The 18,510-nt window shown below is 65.2% G+C and carries 18 protein-coding genes; 13 read left to right on the top strand and 5 right to left on the bottom strand.

The window, feature by feature from the left end:
- Positions 1–30: 30 nt before the first annotated feature.
- The gene (locus tag U0042_RS28600) at positions 31–861 is read right to left on the bottom strand and encodes an SDR family oxidoreductase (protein WP_114814830.1); all 831 of its coding nucleotides are present in this window, start codon (positions 859–861) and stop codon (positions 31–33) included.
- Between the two features lie 100 nt (positions 862–961).
- On the opposite strand from U0042_RS28600, the gene U0042_RS28595 reads away from it, so the two are divergent.
- The 4 genes from U0042_RS28595 (at position 962) to U0042_RS28580 (ending at position 5,110) form a co-directional block, all read left to right on the top strand.
- Complete coding sequence (locus tag U0042_RS28595) at positions 962–1,861, top strand: LysR family transcriptional regulator (RefSeq protein ID WP_114814829.1); 900 nt, start codon at positions 962–964, stop codon at positions 1,859–1,861.
- Between the two features lie 197 nt (positions 1,862–2,058).
- Entirely contained in the window at positions 2,059–3,096 is a 1,038-nt protein-coding gene (locus U0042_RS28590) for a hypothetical protein (RefSeq protein ID WP_114814841.1), read from the top strand.
- A gap of 345 nt (positions 3,097–3,441) precedes the next feature.
- Positions 3,442–4,662 carry a YeeE/YedE family protein gene (locus U0042_RS28585; RefSeq protein ID WP_114814828.1) on the top strand — a complete coding sequence of 407 codons (1,221 nt, stop codon included), beginning with the start codon at positions 3,442–3,444 and terminating at the stop codon, positions 4,660–4,662.
- 148 nt (positions 4,663–4,810) lie between these two features.
- A complete protein-coding gene (locus U0042_RS28580) occupies positions 4,811–5,110 on the top strand; it encodes an antibiotic biosynthesis monooxygenase family protein (RefSeq protein WP_114814827.1) in 300 nt (99 codons plus the stop codon).
- Positions 5,111–5,143: 33 nt separating this feature from the next.
- Here the strand turns inward: U0042_RS28580 and U0042_RS28575 are convergent, their stop codons facing one another.
- Positions 5,144–5,950, bottom strand: coding sequence for an IclR family transcriptional regulator (locus tag U0042_RS28575; RefSeq protein WP_114814840.1), 807 nt, complete (start codon positions 5,948–5,950; stop codon positions 5,144–5,146).
- Positions 5,951–6,125: 175 nt separating this feature from the next.
- On the opposite strand from U0042_RS28575, the gene U0042_RS28570 reads away from it, so the two are divergent.
- The 5 genes from U0042_RS28570 to U0042_RS28550 all read left to right on the top strand — a co-directional run bounded on the left by U0042_RS28570 (position 6,126) and on the right by U0042_RS28550 (position 10,853).
- Positions 6,126–6,893 (top strand): ABC transporter substrate-binding protein, encoded by a 768-nt coding sequence (locus U0042_RS28570; protein WP_114814826.1) that lies wholly within the window; start codon positions 6,126–6,128, stop codon positions 6,891–6,893.
- 82 nt (positions 6,894–6,975) lie between these two features.
- Positions 6,976–7,632: an amino acid ABC transporter permease gene (locus U0042_RS28565; RefSeq protein WP_114814825.1), complete on the top strand. Its 657-nt coding sequence runs from the start codon at positions 6,976–6,978 to the stop codon at positions 7,630–7,632.
- Positions 7,629–8,387: an amino acid ABC transporter ATP-binding protein gene (locus U0042_RS28560; protein WP_114814824.1), complete on the top strand. Its 759-nt coding sequence runs from the start codon at positions 7,629–7,631 to the stop codon at positions 8,385–8,387. Before U0042_RS28565 ends, U0042_RS28560 begins: the two co-directional genes overlap by 4 nt.
- 2 nt (positions 8,388–8,389) lie before the next feature.
- Positions 8,390–9,685: an NAD(P)/FAD-dependent oxidoreductase gene (locus U0042_RS28555; protein ID WP_114814823.1), complete on the top strand. Its 1,296-nt coding sequence runs from the start codon at positions 8,390–8,392 to the stop codon at positions 9,683–9,685.
- Positions 9,686–9,830: 145 nt separating this feature from the next.
- Positions 9,831–10,853: an SGNH/GDSL hydrolase family protein gene (locus U0042_RS28550; protein WP_114814822.1), complete on the top strand. Its 1,023-nt coding sequence runs from the start codon at positions 9,831–9,833 to the stop codon at positions 10,851–10,853.
- Positions 10,854–10,866: 13 nt separating this feature from the next.
- Here the strand turns inward: U0042_RS28550 and U0042_RS28545 are convergent, their stop codons facing one another.
- Complete coding sequence (locus U0042_RS28545) at positions 10,867–11,685, bottom strand: MetQ/NlpA family lipoprotein (protein WP_114814821.1); 819 nt, start codon at positions 11,683–11,685, stop codon at positions 10,867–10,869.
- 257 nt (positions 11,686–11,942) lie between these two features.
- Between U0042_RS28545 and U0042_RS28540 the strand changes: the two genes are divergently transcribed.
- The 4 genes from U0042_RS28540 to U0042_RS28525 all read left to right on the top strand — a co-directional run bounded on the left by U0042_RS28540 (position 11,943) and on the right by U0042_RS28525 (position 16,916).
- Complete coding sequence (locus U0042_RS28540) at positions 11,943–13,127, top strand: acyl-CoA dehydrogenase family protein (RefSeq protein ID WP_114814820.1); 1,185 nt, start codon at positions 11,943–11,945, stop codon at positions 13,125–13,127.
- 263 nt (positions 13,128–13,390) lie between these two features.
- Positions 13,391–14,209 (top strand): flagellin domain-containing protein, encoded by an 819-nt coding sequence (locus tag U0042_RS28535; RefSeq protein WP_277599577.1) that lies wholly within the window; start codon positions 13,391–13,393, stop codon positions 14,207–14,209.
- 350 nt (positions 14,210–14,559) lie between these two features.
- A complete protein-coding gene (locus U0042_RS28530; RefSeq protein ID WP_232833588.1) occupies positions 14,560–16,257 on the top strand; it encodes a pyrrolo-quinoline quinone in 1,698 nt (565 codons plus the stop codon).
- 92 nt (positions 16,258–16,349) lie between these two features.
- Entirely contained in the window at positions 16,350–16,916 is a 567-nt protein-coding gene (locus U0042_RS28525; RefSeq protein WP_114814818.1) for a DUF3005 domain-containing protein, read from the top strand.
- Between the two features lie 110 nt (positions 16,917–17,026).
- Here U0042_RS28525 and U0042_RS28520 read toward each other — a convergent pair whose 3' ends face one another.
- Complete coding sequence (locus tag U0042_RS28520; protein WP_114814817.1) at positions 17,027–17,323, bottom strand: hypothetical protein; 297 nt, start codon at positions 17,321–17,323, stop codon at positions 17,027–17,029.
- Positions 17,324–17,389: 66 nt separating this feature from the next.
- The gene (locus tag U0042_RS28515) at positions 17,390–18,394 is read right to left on the bottom strand and encodes an alpha/beta fold hydrolase (RefSeq protein WP_114814816.1); all 1,005 of its coding nucleotides are present in this window, start codon (positions 18,392–18,394) and stop codon (positions 17,390–17,392) included.
- Positions 18,395–18,510: the final 116 nt, after the last annotated feature.

Raw genomic sequence — 18,510 nt, 5'->3', positions numbered from 1 at the left:
GTACGCGAGTCGGCGCCTCGCCCGCCAACGTCAGCCCGAAGGCTCCATTACCGAAAGCGCAATCTCCTTTTGCGCGTCGAGCATGTGCAACTGGTTCACCAGCGTCGCGCGAATCGACTCGTACGCAGATCGGCCGAGCGCGAGGCGAAAGGGCGGCGAGGCACTGTCTATCGCAGCGATCATCGCGTCGACGGCTTTCGCGGCATCGGCGAACTCGAAGTAGCCGGCGTCGAGCGCACGCCGGATCTCGCCTGCCGGCGTGGCGTCGTAGACGCTCATCGGCGCGGCGCGATCCAGTCCTGCGCCGAAATTCGTGCGCGTCGCGCCCGGCTCGACCAGCATGAAGTCGATACCGAACGGACCGACTTCCTTCGCGACCGCTTCGACGAACCCTTCGATTCCCCACTTGGTCGCGTGGTAAGCGCTGAAGCAGGGATAGCCTATGCGCGCGCCCTCTGACGACACTTGCACGATGCGTCCGCCCCCTTGCTCGCGCAAACGCGCAATGACCGCGCGGATCAACTGGATCGAGCCGGTCAAGTTAGTCGCGATTTGCCGGTCGATCTGCGCATCGCTCAATTCCTCGGCGGCGCCGAACAGCCCGTAGCCCGCATTGCTGACCACGATGTCCACGCGCTCGAATGCGGCAAACGCTTGCGCGACCGCTGCGCGGATCGCATCGACATGGCAGACGTCGCACTCCACCACATGCAGTCGCGCACCATGCCGGGCCTTCAGATCGTCCAGTGCGTCGGGTCTGCGCACCGCCGCCGCGACGCCGTCGCCGCGAGCAAGCAGTCTTTCAGCGAGTCCGCGCCCAAGGCCGCTCGACGCGCCCGTGATCAGCCAGTTCTTTGCCATCGTCGCTCTCCGTTCAAACGATTCACGGTTCATGCTAGAGGGCTATCATTCGTTCGGGAAGCACCGTCAATCGGCACGATATGGTGAAGAACACTCAACAATGAGCAAACCCACACTGTCCGACCTGCAAGCGTTCATGATGGTGGCCGCGCGGCGCAGCTTTGCGCAGGCCGCAGGCGAGCTGGGCGTATCGCGCTCGGCGCTCAGTCACGCCATGCGCGGTCTCGAAAGTGCGCTCGGCGTGCGCCTCTTGCACCGGACAACGCGCAGCGTGTCGCTGACGGAAGCAGGGGAGCGCTTGCTGACGCGGCTACGGCCCGTGCTGACCGACCTCGATCGCGCACTCGACGACGTCGCGGCCGACGACAAAGGCCTGCGCGGCACGCTTCGCATCAACGGCAGCGAAGGAGCCATCCGGCATCTGCTGCAAAGCGTTGTGCCGCGCTATCTCGCCATGTACCCGGACATGGAGCTGGATCTGGTCGCCGACGGTCGGCTGGTGGACGTCGTCGGGGAGGGCTTCGACGCCGGTGTGCGGCTCGGCGAAGCGGTGCACAAGGACATGATCGCCGTGCGCGTGAGCGAAGATCTGCGCTTTCTCGCAGTGGCGTCGCCGCGCTATCTGCGCCGTCACGGGGTGCCTGCCGTTCCCGACGATCTGCGTGCGCATCGCTGTATCCGGCAACGCCTGCCGAGCGGAAAGCGCTATCGCTGGGAGTTCGCGCGCTACGGGCAAACCTTCGCGATCGACCCGCCGGGCGCGCTCACACTCGATAGCAACACGCTGATGGTCGAAGCCGCGCTCGACGGACTCGGCATCGCCTATGTACCGGAGCCTTATGCGCGCGAAGCGCTGGCCCGCAAACGGCTCGTCGCCGTGTTGAGCGACTGGTGCCCCTTCATTCCGGGGCTATTTCTCTACTTTCCCGGCAACCGGCACATTCCGGCCGGCTTGCAGGCGTTCATTCAATTGCTGCGGGCGTCAGGCTCATGCGGTTGACATCCTTCAGCGGGCTACGACTGACAAGGATCAAATTGCCCGTTGCCTGTGTGGCTAAGGTTATGTCGACGTACGAAGCCAGGGCAATGCCGCCGCTCGCTTTCATTCTGGTCGATGGCGGCAGACATCATGGACGTTCGTGCGTTGCGGACGAAGCGCGAGACGCGAGACCTGCGCGCAAGCAAGGAACCACCGACATGGGTCTGTTCAACTGGATGTGGCATCGAAACGAAGAAGCGGCTGCGCCGCCCGCAAGCGACGAGGTGCGCGAAGCGGTGGCGCGTATCGTCAAGCTGCACCCGCAATTGCGGCTTGTCGAAGAGTACGAGGCGCACCTGACGCGCGCGGCGAGCGTCTCGTTCGAGTACGTCGACCGTCTGGTCGAGGCATTGCCGCCCGCGCGCGAGGCGAGCGCCGCCGCGTGGTCCTCCGATGCCTGTATCCATGCGTTCTTTACCGCGCCCGACGACGTGGCGCAGGCGCTCAGTCGTTCGACGGATGTGCGGCACTTCTTCGACGAATGCCCGGATGCCGGCGAGGTCTTCGCCGTGCTCGGCATGGCGATGACCGAACGTCGCGTGCTGGGCGCGAAACAGGAAGGTGTCGACGTTCGCTCGGACGTCATGCGTACCACCGTGAGCTTCGGCGATTATCAGGTCCGCGTATGCGGACTCACCGAAGCACTGCTGCGGCGCGAAATCGTTCGACGCGTGCTCGATCAGCTCGCGCTGGAAGGGCTCTCGCACGTCGAGGCCGATGCGGCACGGCGCGACGCACTCCAGCAGGAGCGTGCGCTGCTCAAGGCGCGTATGCAGCTGCTCGAGCGCGGCGGTGTGGGCATGAGCCACATGGTGGGCAGCGGCGCGGTGCCCGACCTTGCGGAGCGCGCGAAGATTCAGCTGGAGATGGACGAGAACGAGCGCAGCCTCGCGAGCCTGGGACTGAAAACCGACGCCTTGCAGCGCGAACTCGACGTGATCTGCGAGGTACTGTCCGACCCGGCTTCGCATCTCGACGTGATGACAAAGCGTGTGCGGCTCAACGCGATGAACATCGTGCTCGAAGACAACGACCCGGCACAGGGCCAGCAGATCGAATTTCGCCTCGCGCGTTTTCCGGCGGGTCTTCCTGCGGCGCCCGGCGATTGGCGTGCATTTGCACTGGTGCGCTTCGCTCGCGCCGATCTGTTGCCGCCCGCGAGCCTGCGCGACGAGACGCGGCATCTGGTGATCTGACCCGCTCGCAGCAGTCCCTGTTTTCTTCGCAACGCTCGGCCGGTGGTCCTTCGTCAAGCCAGATTCGAAATATCGATATACGAGCGGGTTATGTGACATGCGGCCCTGAACGGTGCCGCTTCCCGCAAAGCCCCGCCCGGCGGGCCTCTCAGGCTCGCGGTACGACGCTCGAGCGGCCTCGTCGGCAGGCCGCGCGACGCAGGGTGCGTCCCAGCCGCATCGTGATATTTCGATATACTCGCGAACTTTCTCCCAACGACTTCGCGGCCTTTCGCCCGCGCGACGCCCGCCCGTTTTGACCGGCAGGCCGCTCCTGTGCGCAGCGCACGACCGCTTTCGCTCACCATGTCCGATCTATCCACGCCGTTCGGCGGCACGTCCCGCCGGCTCGTCAACATCAATCCGAAGCCGCTCGCCGTGGCGCTCGCGCTCGTCGTACTGGGCGCGATCTATCTCGCGCAGGCCGTCAGCGCGAAGCAGGCCGCGCTGTACGTGCTGGGCGCGCTGCTCGGCATCACGCTGTATCACGCCGCGTTCGGCTTCACGTCCGCGTGGCGCGTGTTCATCGCGGACGGCCGCGGCGCCGGTCTGCGCGCACAGATGCTGATGCTCGCGGTGGGCGTGCTGCTGTTCTTCCCCGCGCTTTCGGCCGGCACGCTGTTCGGCCATCCGGTGACGGGCGAAGTGGCGCCTGTCGGCATGTCGGTGCTGATCGGCGCGTTCATGTTCGGCATCGGCATGCAGCTGGGCGGCGGCTGTGCCTCGGGCACGCTCTACACCGTGGGCGGCGGCAGCACGCGCATGGTGGTCACGCTGATCGCGTTCGTGGTCGGCTCCGTGGTGGGCACCGCGCACCTGCCGTTCTGGAGTGCGTTGCCGCATCTGCAACCCATCTCGCTCGTGAAGACGCTGGGCGCCGGCCCGGCCATCGCGCTGAACCTCGTGGTGTTCGCGTTGATCGCCGCGCTCACCGTGTTGATCGAAAAGCGCCGTCATGGTCGCCTGGTGAGCGACGCCGCGAGCAACACGTCGTCGTGGCTGCGCGGCCCGTGGCCGGTGCTCGTGGGCGGCGTGGTGCTCGCCGTTCTGAACTTCGTGACGCTTGCGATCTCGGGCCGTCCGTGGGGCGTCACGTCGGCGTTCGCGCTGTGGGGCGCGAAGGCGTTCTCGGCGATGGGCATCGACGTCGCGAGCTGGCATGTGTGGAGCACCGGCCCGAACGCGGCCGCGCTCGCCGCGCCGGTGAGCCACGACGTGAAGTCGGTGATGGATATCGGCATCGTGATCGGCGCGATGGTGGCCGCTTCGCTTGCCGGCCGCTATGCGCCCGTGTGGCGCCTGCCGCTGCGCTCGCTGATCGCGGCGGTGGTCGGCGGACTGCTGCTCGGCTACGGCGCGCGTCTCGCGTACGGCTGCAATATCGGCGCGTACTTCAGCGGCATCGTGTCGGGCAGCCTGCATGGCTGGCTGTGGCTCGTTTCGGCGTTCTTCGGCAACGTGGTGGGCACGAAGCTGCGTCCGGCGTTCGGCCTCGCCGTGGAGCGCGTGAAGCAGACGGGTTGCTGATCGCACCTTATGCACCTTGTTCGGCTGCGGATCGAAGCGGCCGATGCAGCAACGAAGGCAACGCATGGCGCGTTGCCTTTTTTATTCAGCGGGAAGGCGGCAGGCGAGACCTTCCGTCTACCTTCATCGATGATGCTAAGGAACCCGAATGTACTCTTCCACCTTCGTTTTCAAGGCAGGCCAGTTCGACGACGCATTCCATCGCCTCGATAAAGAGATCGCGGAAGCGGCCCGCGCGATTCCCGGCTATCTCGGCGAGGAGACCTGGGAGAACGCGAGCGCGGGGCTCATTCAGAACATCTACTACTGGGAATCGGAAGCGGCGCTGCTGCAATTGATCGAGCATCCCGCGCATCTCGCAGCGAAATCGCAGCAGGCGCGCTGGCTCGACGGCTATCGCGTGGTCATCGCGAAGGTGCTCAGGCAGTACGGCGATGGCGGGGTGTGAGGCGAGGCCGCGCTCGCGTGAAGCATCGCGCCGCTACTCGAGCGTTCGTATCGAATTGCTGATGCCTCTCGCGCAATCGATCACGGCCGGCGCGAGCTTTAGCCGCGCCTCGTCGAAAGTCCATCGGCTGGTGGGCGCCACCACGTGTACCGCGGCGACGGGGCGCCCCTGACTTCCCACCACGGGCGCCGCGATCGACATATCGCCGATGAACAACTCTTCGCGGTTCGTGGCATAGCCGTTCTGGCGTACTTCGGCGAGCAACTCGCCGAGCCTCGCCACGTCGGTGACGGTGTTGGCGGTGAACGCGACGCGGTTCATCTGCTCGAGGCGCACGCGTGCCTCGTCGGGCGGCAACGCGCTCAGGAATGCGCGCCCGCTGCCCGTGCAGTACATGGGAATGCGGCTGCCGATGGGCATGTGAATCGGCACGAACTTCGTCGATACGAAGCGCGAGACGTACACCATTTCGTCCTCGTCGGGCTCCGTCAGGTTCGTCGTCTCGCCCGTGATGTTCGTGAGTTCCGAGAGGAACGGATTCGCGACGTCGATCAACGTGTCGGCGGCCAGATAGTTGAAGCCGATCTGCATGACGCGCGGCGTCAACTGGTAGCGGCGCGTGAGCGGATGTTTGCGGATGTAGCCCAGCTTCTCCAGCGTGTAGACCATGCGCTGCGCCGAGCTTTTGGACATCGACGCCGCTTCGGCCACCTCGGCCAACGTCATGGTGCGGCGCTTCGCGCTGAACGCGCGCAATACGCCCAGCCCCTTTTCCAGCGACTGATTGAAGAGCAGATCGGCGCCGTTTCCGGCGCCATTGTCGGCGGGCGAATTGTCCATCGGGGTCTGTCCGTTGAGCGCGCGTTGAATGCGATATCGCATCATATCGTATCGAATATCGATACTCAAAAATCTATTTGCGATTTTTTTGATTCGACTATCATGGCTTCGCAGTCACAAAACAACATCGCCGACGGCTCACGCCAATCCGCCGGCGCTTCGCCAGGAGAAACGCATGGTCTCGTTCGTCAAACGCCTCATCTTGCTTGCAGCCGGTTTTGCCGCCTGTTTCGCGATCTCCTCGGGCGCCGCGCGTGCCGAGCCCACCTGGAAGGTGGGTGCAACCGCCACGGGCGTGCCGTTCACGTTCCTCGACGTCAAGACCAATTCCATTCAGGGAATGATGGTGGATGCTATCGAAGCGGCCGGCCGCGCGGGCGGCTTCAAGGTCGAGGTGCAGCAGAGCGTGTTCTCCGCGCTGATTCCGTCGCTGACCACCGAGAAGATCGACATCATTTCCGCGGCCATGCTGAAGACGCCCGCGCGCCAGCAGATCGTCGATTTTTCCGACACCGTTTATTCCTACGGCGAAGGGCTCGTCGTGCGTGCCGACGACAAGGGCCACTACACCTCGATGGACGATCTCAAGGGCGAAGTGGTGGGTGCACAGGTGGGCACGGCGTTCGTCGATGCGTTGAACAAGAAGGGCATCTTCAAGGAAGTCCGCACCTACGATTCCGTCGCGGACATCATGCGCGACGTGGCGCTGGGCCGGATCAAGGCAGGTTTCGCCGATCAGCCCATCGTGGCCTACCAGTTGCAGCAGGGCGCCAATCCGCAGGTGCGGCTCGTGCCCGAGTATCAGTCGGCGGTGAAGGGGCAGGTGTGCTTCGTCGTGCGTAAGGGCGACACGGCGAAGCTCGAACAACTGAACTCGGCCATCAGAAAGATGAAGACCGACGGCACGCTGCAGCAGATCCTGCAGAAGTGGCACATGAGCTGACCGGCGGTGCATTGCGCTGTATTCGAAGCTGTCCGCGCCCAATAGCGGCCAGGACCCTCTGCGAAGTGTGTCGGGAGGCGCGATGTTTGTGCAGAACGCAATCGACTTTTTGCCGATCCTGCTGAAAGGCGCGGTCATCACGATCGAGATCACGGCCTGTGCATTCGTGCTCAGTTCCATCCTCGGTCTGGTGCTCGCGCTGCTCAAGGTGTCGCGCAACCGCGCCGCATCGGCGTTCGGCAGCACCGTGATCAATCTGATCCGCGGGCTGCCGATCATCGTGCAGCTCTTCTACATCTATTTCGTGCTGCCCGACCTCGGCGTGCAACTGTCGGCGTTTCAGGCCGGCGTGATCGGGCTGGGCATCGCTTACTCGGCGTATCAGGCGGAAAACTTCCGCGCGGGCATCGAGGCCATCGACCATGGGCAGATCGAAGCCGCGCACGCCATCGGCATGCGCGGCCCGCTGATCATGCGCCGCGTGGTGCTGCCGCAGGCCTTCAGAATCGCGCTGCCGCCCTACGGCAACACGCTCGTCATGCTGCTGAAGGATTCGTCGGTGGCCTCCACCATTACCGTGGCTGAAATCACGCGCGCGGGGCAGTTGATCGCGTCGTCGACGTTCCAGAACATGACGGTCTACACGCTCGTCGCGCTGCTGTACCTCGTGCTGAGCCTGCCGCTGATGTTCGGCGTCAACCAGCTTGGCAAGCGCCTCGCCGTGAGGAAAAGCCGATGATCGAGATCAACGCGATACACAAGCGCTTTCACCACCAGGAAGTGCTCAAGGGCGTGAGTTTGAGCGTCGGGGCAGGCGAAGTGGTGTGCCTGATCGGACCGTCCGGGTCGGGCAAGTCGACCGTACTGCGCTGTATCAACGGCTTCGAGACCTACGACGCCGGTTCCATCACCATCGACGGCGTGCGGGTGGACGCGCACGCGAAGAACATTCACGAACTGCGCATGCGCGTGGGCATGGTGTTTCAGCGCTTCAACCTGTTTGCGCACCGAACGGCGCTCGAAAACGTGATGGAAGGCCCTGTCTATGTGCGCCGCACGCCGGTGGCGCAGGCGCGCGAGCAGGCGAGGCAACTGCTCGAGAAGGTCGGCCTCTCGCATCGGATGAATGCGTACCCTGCGGAGCTTTCGGGCGGCCAGCAGCAGCGCGTGGCGATTGCGCGGGCGCTTGCCATGGAACCCGCCGCGCTGCTCTTCGACGAGCCCACGTCCGCGCTCGACCCCGAACTCGTGGGCGAAGTGCTGGCCGTGATGCGCGCGTTGGCGCGCGACGGCATGACCATGGTGGTGGTCACGCACGAAATGGCCTTTGCCCGCGAGGTGGCCGACCGCGTGTGCTTTCTGCACGGCGGCACGATCTGCGAGACGGGCCCCGCGCGCGAGGTCCTGAGCCATCCCCAGCATCCGCGCACGCAGGACTTCCTGCGGCGCCTGCTGTCTCCTGACGGCACGCCCGCCGGCGTTAACCCGAACTGAACATGATCGAAGTGAAAGAAGGTGCAGTGCTGCCCGATTCGTTGTGGGCCGCAACGGCGCAGCCTGCGCCCGATACGCCGGCCTTGCGCGAGTCGGCATCGTGCGACGTGGCGATCGTCGGCGCGGGGCTCACGGGCCTTTCGACCGCGTTGCATCTGGCCGAACGCGGCGTGAAGGTGTGTGTGCTCGATGCAGCGGAGCCGGGCTGGGGCGCGTCGGGCCGCAATGGCGGCCAGGTGATTCCGGGCCTCAAGTACGACCCCGACGAACTCGTGCAGCGGTTCGGCGAGACAGCGGGCAACCGTCTGGTGGAGGTCGTGGGCACCGCCGCCGACACCGTGTTCGAGCTGATCGAGCGGTACGGCATCGAGTGCGAAGCCGTGCGCGGCGGCTGGATCCAGCCGGCGCCGTCGCGTGCCATGCTCGAAACCGTGACGCGGCGTGCGCAGCAGTGGGCCGCGCGCGGGGCCCGGGTCAGTCTGCTCGATGCGGCCGGCGTTTCGCAGCGGCTCGGCACGCGCGCCTACGTGGGCGGATGGATCGATCATCGCGCCGGCAGCATCCAGCCGCTCAGCTATGTGCGAGGTCTCGCGCGCGCGGCCCAGAATCTCGGCGTGGCCGTGCATGGACACACGTCGGTCACGCGCCTCTCGCGCGACGAACGCGGCTGGCACGTTCAGACGCACGGCGGCGCGAACATCGTCGCGCAGCGTGTCGTGATTGCGACCAACGGCTATACCGGCGCGCTTTGGCCCGGTCTGCGGCAGTCCGTGATCGCGGCGAACAGCTTCATCGTCGCCACGCGGCCGTTGGCGCCCAGCGTGGGCGACGCGATTCTGCGCGGCGGCGAAGTCGCTTCCGACTCGCGCCGTCTTCTGCTGTATTTCCGGCGCGACGCGGCGGGGCGCCTCCTGATGGGCGGCCGCGGACCGTTCTCCGAGCCGCGCGCGACGAGCGACTGGGCGCATCTGGAGCGCGCCGTCGAGCTGATGTATCCGCAACTGAAGGGCATCGAGTATGAGTATCGATGGGCGGGGCGCGTGGCCATCACCGCCGATTTTCTGCCGCATGTTCACGAACCCGCGCCGGGGCTCAGCATCGCGCTCGGCTACAACGGCCGCGGTATCGCGATGGCCACGACGCTCGGCAAGCATCTTGCCGCGCGCATGGCGGGCGACGGCCGGACGCCGTTTCCGTTTGCCGTCACGGCTGTCAAACCGATTCCGCTCCATGCGCTGCAACGCTTTTACATCGCTGCGGGCGTTGCGTGGTACCGGCTGATGGATGCCATCGGCTGAACGCCGGAAGACCTTCCTCCAGACCCAACAACACCGGCGCACCTTTCTTGCTACACGGGAGAGCCCGCGGATTGTGCTGTATGCGCCGCGGGTGCGTGGGCACGCCGCCCGTCGCCTGAAAGCCGCCGTCTACTGGAGGAAAGCCATGCAACGCATGAATGGAAGGGTAGGTGCCGCAATGCTTGTCGCGATGACCCTGTTGCTCGCCGCATGCGGCGGCGGAGGCAATGGCCCGGGCAGTAGCGGCGGCGCGGCGGCCCCGGCCGGCGGCGTGCATCTCCAGGTGGTGTCGTTCGGCGACAGCCTCTCCGACGTCGGCACCTATGCGCCGCTCGCGAGTGCGCTGGGCGGCGGGCGCTTCACGACGAACCCCGGGCAGGTGTGGACGCAGGACGTCGCGCAGTACTACGGCGACACGCTCACGCCGGCTTTTTCGATCGACGCCACCCGCAAGCTCAGCGCGCAAAGCGGCGTCGGGTACGCGGAGGGCGGCGCCACGGTGGCCACGCCCGCGAACCTGAACGACTATCTGACCGATGTGCTGGGCGACGTCGAAATGCCCATGAACCAGCAGGTGTCGAGCTATCTGGCCGCGCACGGAAGCTTCAACGCGAACCAGCTGGTGCTGGTGTGGGCCGGCGCGAACGACGTGCTGCGGGCCGGGTCGCTGCCCGCCGCCGCGCCCACGGTGCAGACGGCCGCGAACACGCTGGTTCAGCTCGTCGCGCAGATCGTGCAGAGCGGGGCGACGCACGTCGTCGTGGTCAATCTGCCGAACATCGGGCTGTCGCCCAAAGGCGTGACGTCGTCGGACGGCGGCGCGAATCTGACGCAGCTTTCGCAACTCTTCAACGACACCTTGAACGCCGGCTTGCAGAGCAGCGGCCTTCAAGGCAAGGTCATCGAGATCGACGCCTTTACCTGGCTCAACCAGGTGATCGCGAACTTCCAGGCCAATGGTTTCGCCGTCTCGAACACCGGCACGGCCTGCGACCCCGCGAAGACGCCGCACGACACCGCGTTGCTCTGCTCGCCGCCCACCTACACGACGCCCAACGCCGACCAGACCTACATGTTCGCCGACGATCTGCATCCCACCACGCGCCTGCATACGCTCTTCGCGCAGTTCGTGGAACAGCAGATCGCGAAGAGCGGACTCGGGCGCTGAACCGTCCGCGGGACTACTGCGGCGCGCCGTCCCAGGCGGGCAGGGTCGCGCCGTGATAGACCTTCAGGATCGCGGCCGATACGTTGGGTTGCTGATAGCTCTGCACGAGGTCGTGGACCCACGGCGCGTTCGCATCCTGCTCGTTCACGGCGATGAAGTTGCGATACGGATTGTTCGGCACCTTCTCCTGCGCGATGCGTTCCTGCGGAATCTTGATGCCGGCCTTGATGGCCCAGTCGGTATTCACGACGGCCGCGTCGAGGTCGCCGATCGCTCGCCCCACGATGCCCGCATCGAGTTCCTTGATGTGCAGATTCTTAGGATTCCGTTCGATATCGCGCGCCGTCGGCAGGAGACCCACCGCGGGCTTCAACGTAATGAGGCCGAGCGATTGCAGCAGAAGCAGCGAGCGTCCTTCATTGCTCGGGTCGTTCGGCACGCCCACCGTCGCGCCTTGCGGAAGGTCGGCAACCGACTTCACCTTGCGTGAATAGAGCCCGATAGGCTGCACGTAGGTGTAGCCCACCGGCACGATCTTGTAGCCGCGCGCCTTGATCTGTGCTTCCAGATAAGGCTTGTGCTGGAACGAGTTGGCGTCGAGATCGTGCTGCGCCAGCGCCTCGTTGGGCTGCGTGTAATCGGCGAACGTGGTGATCTTGATGGCGAGGCCATGCTTCGCTGCGTTGGCCGCGACCACTTTCCAGACGTCTTCGTCCTCGCCCGACATGATGCCGACGCGCAGCGTCTTTTCCGCGGCCGATGCCGCATTCGCGAAGCCCCAGCCGAGAGCGAGCGCAGCGAGTGCCGCGCCAAGCAGTTTTCGTTTTTGCATGTGTGGTTCGTTCATGTTGTTCGACAGGACTCGATGCTAGAGAACGGCACGACACGCTGACAAATATTTTTGTCTGCGTTGGTCATGCCGCGCGAAGTCATATCGATGGGGCGAATCGTGAATTGGTGCGGCAATTGTCCCCCGCCCATATGCCCACCCCTTCTAAGCATTCGACATCCTGACCACGACACGCGCGCGGCGTGCTCTTATGATGGCGGGTTGAATCCGTTCCCCATTCCGTGCTGGAGGCAAGCGCCATGTCCACATCATCCGAGTCCGGCTTTTCTTCGATTCAGCGGACCCTCGACCGTCTCGTGCAAGACTTCGCCGCGACGGCTGCCGAGCGCGACGCGCGCGGCGGCACGCCCAAAGCGGAGCGCGATGCGATTCGCAGCAGCGGTCTGCTTGCGCTTTCCATTCCGAAGCCGTACGGCGGGCTGGGCGCGAACTGGATCGAAACGCTCGATACGGTGAGGCAGTTCGCGCGCGTGGACAGTTCCATCGCGCACGTCTACGGTTTTCATCACCTGCTGCTTGCCACGGTGCGACTCTTCGCGCGGCCCGATCAGTGGGAACCCTGGTTCGAACAGACGGCGCGCCACAACCGCTTCTGGGGCAACGCGCTCAATCCGCTCGACAAGCGGACCGTCGTGCGCAAGGTCGATGGCGGCTATGAATTTTCGGGGCGAAAGAGCTTTTGCTCGGGCGCTTTCGATTCGGACATGCTGATCGCCTCCGGTGTAGACGAAACCAGCGGCAAGCTGCTGATCGCCGCGGTGCCGACTGCGCGCGAGGGCATCACCATTCCGTCGGACTGGGACAGCTTCGGTCAGCGGCAGACCGACAGCGGCAGCGCCGCGTTCGATCAGGTACGCGTCCAGGAAAGCGAAATGCTGCTCGACCCGGGCCCGCTCAGTACGCCGTTTGCGTGCCTGCGGCCGCTGCTCGCGCAACTGATCTTCGCGCACCTGTTTCTCGGCGTCAGCGAAGGCGCGTTCGCGCAGATGAAGCACTACACGCTGCACGAGTCGCGGCCGTGGTTCAAGTCGCCCGCGAAGAGCGCGAACGAGGACCCTTACACGCTCTTACGCTACGGCGAGTTCTGGGTGGGGCTGGAGAGCGTTCGGCTGCTCGTGCAGCAGGCCGCGTCGCGATTCGACGCGGCCTGGAACGAAGGCACGGCGCTGGACGAAGCGGGGCGAGGGCAGGTGGCGGTCGCGGTGGCCACGGCCAAGGTGGCGGCGACGCGCGTGGGGCTCGACCTCACGAGCCGGCTTTTCGAAGTGGCGGGTGCTCGCGCCACGCAGGGCGCGCTGCGGCTCGACCGCTTCTGGCGCAATCTGCGCACACAGACGCTGCACGATCCCGTCGATTACAAGCTGCAGGAACTGGGCGAGTGGGCGTTGAACGATACGCTGCCGGCGCCTTCGTTCTATTCGTAGACGCGTCCCTCGCGAAATCGCTGCATCGTTGCGGCCCCCTATACGGGCACGCCGGCCGTTGCCCGTCATGTTCGCGCCCCGCTTTTCGCATGCGCCCGCCGGCCCTTGCGCCAGCGGGCGATTGCCCATCGCGATGACGGCTTCCCCTCAAGTTTGTGTCGCGCCCGACGATAACCCGGACATACAGGTTGCTGGAACGGACCGCAGCAAGCGAGCACCCCCACCATCGTCCTGTCGTCCCAAACGAATCCATAGAGGAAGCCATGCTGAACATCAACACCAACATTCTGTCGCTGACGACGCAGACCAACCTGTCCGGCTCGCAAAGCGCTCTTTCGCAAGCCATTACGCGTCTGTCTTCGGGCAAGCGCGTGAACACCGCCGCCGACGACGCCGCCGGCCTCGCCATCGCCACCACGCAAACCGCCGCCATCAACGCGCTGAACCAGGGCGTGATGAACGCGAACAACGGCATCTCGATGGTGCAAACGGCTTCGGGCGCGATCTCGTCGACCGTGGCCAACCTGCAGCGTATCCGCCAGCTGGCCGTGGAATCGGGCGACGGCTCGCTCGGCTCGGCAGCGCAAGCGAACCTGCAGACCGAAGTCACGACGCGTCTGACGGAAATCAACCGCGTCGAAACGCAAACCACGTTCAACGGCCAGAGCGTGCTGGGCGGCCTCGGCAGCGTGAACTTCCAGATCGGCGCATCGGCCAACCAGACCATCACGGCGAACTTCGGTTCGACCACGTGGAACGCGTCGGGCCTGGGCGTATCGGGTATCGACATCTCGACGACGTCGGGTGCACAGAACGCGATCACCGCAATCGACGCCGCGCTGTCGCAAGTCAACAACTTCCAGGCAACGCTCGGTGCAACGCAGAACACGTTCCAGTCGGCCATCAGCAACACGCAGACGGAATCGACCAACCTGAACGCCGCACAATCGCAGATCGTCGACGCCGACTTCGCTTCGGAAACGGCGAACCTCTCGAAGGCGCAAGTGCTGCAACAAGCCGGTATCTCGGTGCTCGCGCAAGCGAACTCGCTGCCGCAGCAAGTGCTGAAGCTCCTGCAATAAACGTCCACGCAGTACCTTCCGTGACGCGCCTCTTGCGGGGTGCGTCACTTTTTTTGTGTTGGGCGAAAGTGGGCCATACATCGTCGTCACGGCGGGTATGGCCTGCTTTGTTTGGGCGCCCGGCACGACCGCTGTGCGGCCTCTCCTGCTCATGGGCAAGCAGCAAAAGAGGCCCTGAAAAAGGGGACTTTAAGAAAAAAGGGCTTTAAGCAAAAAGGCTTTAAGCAAAAAGGCTTTAAGACAGCGCCCGGTACGCCAATTGCTCATTCCCCGTGCCGAAGTGTGGCGGCGGACGCTGCATCGGCAAGACACGCAGTCTTCGCGGCTTGCCGGCCGCGCGGGAGACGCCCATGCCATGCCCGATCCATCGCCCATCTGCACCGGCCCGTGCTACCGCGCGCCGCAGCACGTTCTTCGCGACCGTGGCATGCCTCGTCGCCGCCTTCTGCGCGTCATGCGGCGGGGGTGGTGGCAACGGCGGCGGATCGGGCAGCGCAGCCACGCCCGCGCCGTCCGCGCCGGCCAACACCACGGTGTCGTCGCCCACGGACGTGCTCATGTATCACAACGACGCCGCGCGCACGGGCCAGTACCTGGCCGAAACCACGCTCACGCCGGCCAACGTCAATCCCACGCATTTCGGCAAGGTCGCGTTTCTCTCCGTGGACGGCAAGGTGGACGCGCAGCCGCTCTACGTGAGCAGCCTCTCGATTGGTGGCAAGCCGCACAACGTGGTCTATGTGGCGACGGAGCACGCAAGCGTCTACGCCTTCGACGCGGACACCAACACGCCGCTCTGGCAGCGCTCGCTGCTGGGCTCCGGCGAGACCACGAGCGACAACCGCAATTGCCAGCAGATCACGCCTGAAATAGGCATTACCGCGACGCCCGTGATCGATCGCACGCGCGGCGCGAACGGCGTGCTCTATGCCGTGGCGATGAGCAAGGACGCGAGCGGCGCCGTTCATCAGCGCCTGCATGCGCTCGATCTCACGACGGGCGCAGAAGCGCTGGGCGGCCCGACGACGATCGCCGCGACCTATCCCGGCACGGGTGCGAACAGCAACAACGGCGTGACGGTGTTCGATCCGCAGCAATACGCGGAACGCCAGGCGCTCGCGCTCGTCGGCGGCAACGTGTATCTGGGGTGGACCTCGCATTGCGATCAGGGCGTCTACGGCGGCTGGGTGATGGCATACAGCGCCGACACGCTCGCGCAGACCAGCGTGCTCAACCTCACGCCGAACGGCAGCGAAGGGTCGGTGTGGATGAGCGGCGCGGGCATGGCTTCGGACGGCACCTCGCTCTATCTGCTCGACGCGAACGGCACGTTCGATTCCACGCTGAATGCGCAGGGTTTTCCGTCGAGCGGCGACTATGGCAACACGTTCCTGAAACTCGCGACCGCGCCGGGTCTCGCGGTCGCGGACTACTTTGCGACCTTCGACACAGTGGCGCTTTCGTCGCAAGACCAGGACCTGGGCTCGGGCGGCGCGCTGGTGCTGCCCGATCTCGCGGACGCAAGCGGCGCCGTGCGCCATCTTGCAGTGGGCATAGGCAAGGACGCGAAGATCTACGTCGTGAATCGCGACGCGATGGGCAAGTTCAACAGCTCCGCCAACCTGATCTGGCAGGAGATAGACGGGCAACTCGCGGCCGGCGTGTTCGGCATGCCGGCGTTTTACGGCAACACGGTCTATATCGGCGCGCTGGGCGACCACCTGAAGGCGTTTCCGATTACCGCCGCGCGTCTTTCCGGCACGCCGGCCTCGCAAAGCGCGGGCACGTTCCAGTATCCGGGCGCGACACCCAGCATCTCCGCGAACGGATCGGGCAACGCCATCGTCTGGGCTGCCGAGAACGGCAGCGTGGCCGCGCTGCACGCGTTCGACGCCGGCAATCTGGGCGTCGAGCTGTACAACAGCAACCAGGCCGGCTCGCGCGACACGTTCGGCGCCGGCAACAAGTTCATCACGCCGATGATCGCGCACGGGCACGTGTATGTCGGCACGACCAACGGCGTGGCGGTATTCGGCCTGCTGCCGTAATGCTTTGCAGCCCGTCACGCCGGGCCGGGCACGCGGCATGCGCGCCACTCACGACAACGTACCGACGACGATTCAAGTACCGTGAGGTGAATATGCAGAACGCCGAAGCCAATCCTACCCAGAAGCAGCAAAAAGAGATGGCCGCGAAGAGTCCGGCCAAAACGCCCGCGGCCGGGAATTCCCCCGATGCCGCCACGCAGGCGAAGGAGTTCGGGCAGACGAAGCACGCCGGCTCCGCCGAGGCGACGTCGAGCAACGACAAGTCGACCTTGCCGCCCATCGACGTGGACAACGTGACGCGCGATACCGAAGACCCCGTGCAGCGTGCGAACAGCCGCATCGTTTCCGTGGACAGCGCGGGCATGGACGCCACCGACAACACCGTGGACACCGACGGCAAGTCGCTCGAAGCGAAGCGCGACGCGTCGGTCTGGCACGACAACGTCATCACGTCGAACGCGACGCTCGACAACAACGTTCCCACGCCCGCAGCGGGGCTGGGCGGCGTGGACAGCCGGCCCGGGGGCAACCTGCCGGAAGTGCGCGCGCGCGACGGTTATCGCGTGGTGTATTGCGGCACGGTGTACCGCGAAGCATTGAACGGCACGAGAGGGGAACAGATGATCCGGTTCGAGCGCATCGGCGGCGACCCGGAATAGGGGTTCGCGTGAAGCGAACGCGGCGCGCAGTGGGGACGGCGAGCGCAAGGCATGTCGCCCCCGCCGCTGCGTTTTTCTCGCGTTTTCGCCGCGTTTTTCCGCTTTTTCCTTTACTCCGACTGAGCCTGATCGCCCGTCGCAAGCCCGCGCCGCAGCAGTTCGTCGACGAGGCCGTTCATGCCTTCGGGGTGCGCAGCTGCGCGTGCCTTGAGCGCCTCCACGAGTTCGCTGTCCAGCTTGCACGCGAAGGGCACGAGCCCCTTCGCCTGGTCGAGCTTGCGCTGCTCCTTGCGGCTTACGGGCGCTTCGGCGGCACCTTTGCCGAAGCGCTCGGAGTGCGCCTGTTTCATCGAATGAGTCAGCTTGAGCGCCTTGTTCTTTTCAAGGTCGGTTTTCTTCATTGCCATACGAGGGCTCTTTTCGGGAATCGGAGAGCTCGTATTGTACGCACCGGCCGCGCGCGGCAGCCTTCTTCAGCTTTTCGGCAGACGTTGCATGAAGCGGCCGATCAGCGCGGCCACTTCGTCCGCGCGTTCGTCCAGCGCGAAATGACCGGCGTCGATCACGTGAATGTCCGCGTGGGGCAGATCGCGCCGGTACGCCTCGGCCTCGGCCGCCTGGAACGACGGATCGTAGCGTCCCCACACCACGAGCGTGGGCGGCTGCGTCTTCCTGAGCCACGCCTGCCACGCGGGATACGACGCCACGTTGGTCCGGTAATCGTAGAAAAGGTCGGTCTGGATTGCCTTCTGGCCGGGGCGCGTGAGAAACGCGTATTCGTCGGTCCACAGGTCCGGGTCGTAGCGTTCGGGGTGCGGGCTCGTGCCCACGTGGCGCTGCTTCGTCGTTTCGAACGAGAAGAACGTGTTCTGCAAGGCGGCCTCGTTGGCCGCGCGGTCTGCCCAGAAGGCGCGGCGTTTTTCCCACAGCGGCCCGAGGCCGTCTTCGTGCGCCACGGCGTTCTGCACGATGAGCGCGGTCAGGCGCTCGGGATGTGCAAGCGCAAGGCGAAAGCCTACCGGGCCACCGTAGTCCTGCACGTACATCGCGTAACGCCGCACACCCAGCGTGTCGAGGAAGTCGTTCGTGACGGCCGCCAGATGGTCGAACGTGTAGGCGAAGTCCTGCGGCGCGGGCGCGTCGCTATGGCCGAAGCCGGGGTAGTCCGGCGCGATCAGATGGTAGCGGTCGGCAAGGCGCGCAAAGAGCGGCTCGAACATGCGCGACGACGACGGAAAGCCGTGCAGCAGCAGGATAGTGGGCGCGTTGCTCGGGCCGGCCTCGCGATAGAAGATGTCGAGGCCGTCCACCTTCACGGTGTGGTACGTGGTGGGGTAGCGCGGCGCGCCGGCATTGGCGGCGCGTGCAGGGTTGGCTGAACCCGAGGCCGAGGTCGAGGTTGAGGCCGAGGCCGATGGCGACGCAAATGCGGCAGAGGCGCCCAGCGTGGCGAGAACGGCAAGCAGAATCTTCTTCATGATGGGTCCCGGTCGTTGATGCAGGTGAAGCAGGTGAAGTCGAGTCTAGGACCGGGACCCGTGCGGCGGAAGTCGGCGCAGGTTTTAAAGTCAGTTCACTGTGAGTGGACAATGCG

The sequence above is a fragment of the Paraburkholderia kururiensis genome, from assembly GCF_034424375.1.
Classification (GTDB): domain Bacteria; phylum Pseudomonadota; class Gammaproteobacteria; order Burkholderiales; family Burkholderiaceae; genus Paraburkholderia; species Paraburkholderia kururiensis_A.
The sequence above is the reverse complement of the archived record's forward strand: the minus strand, read 5'-3'. Positions and strand labels throughout refer to the sequence as shown.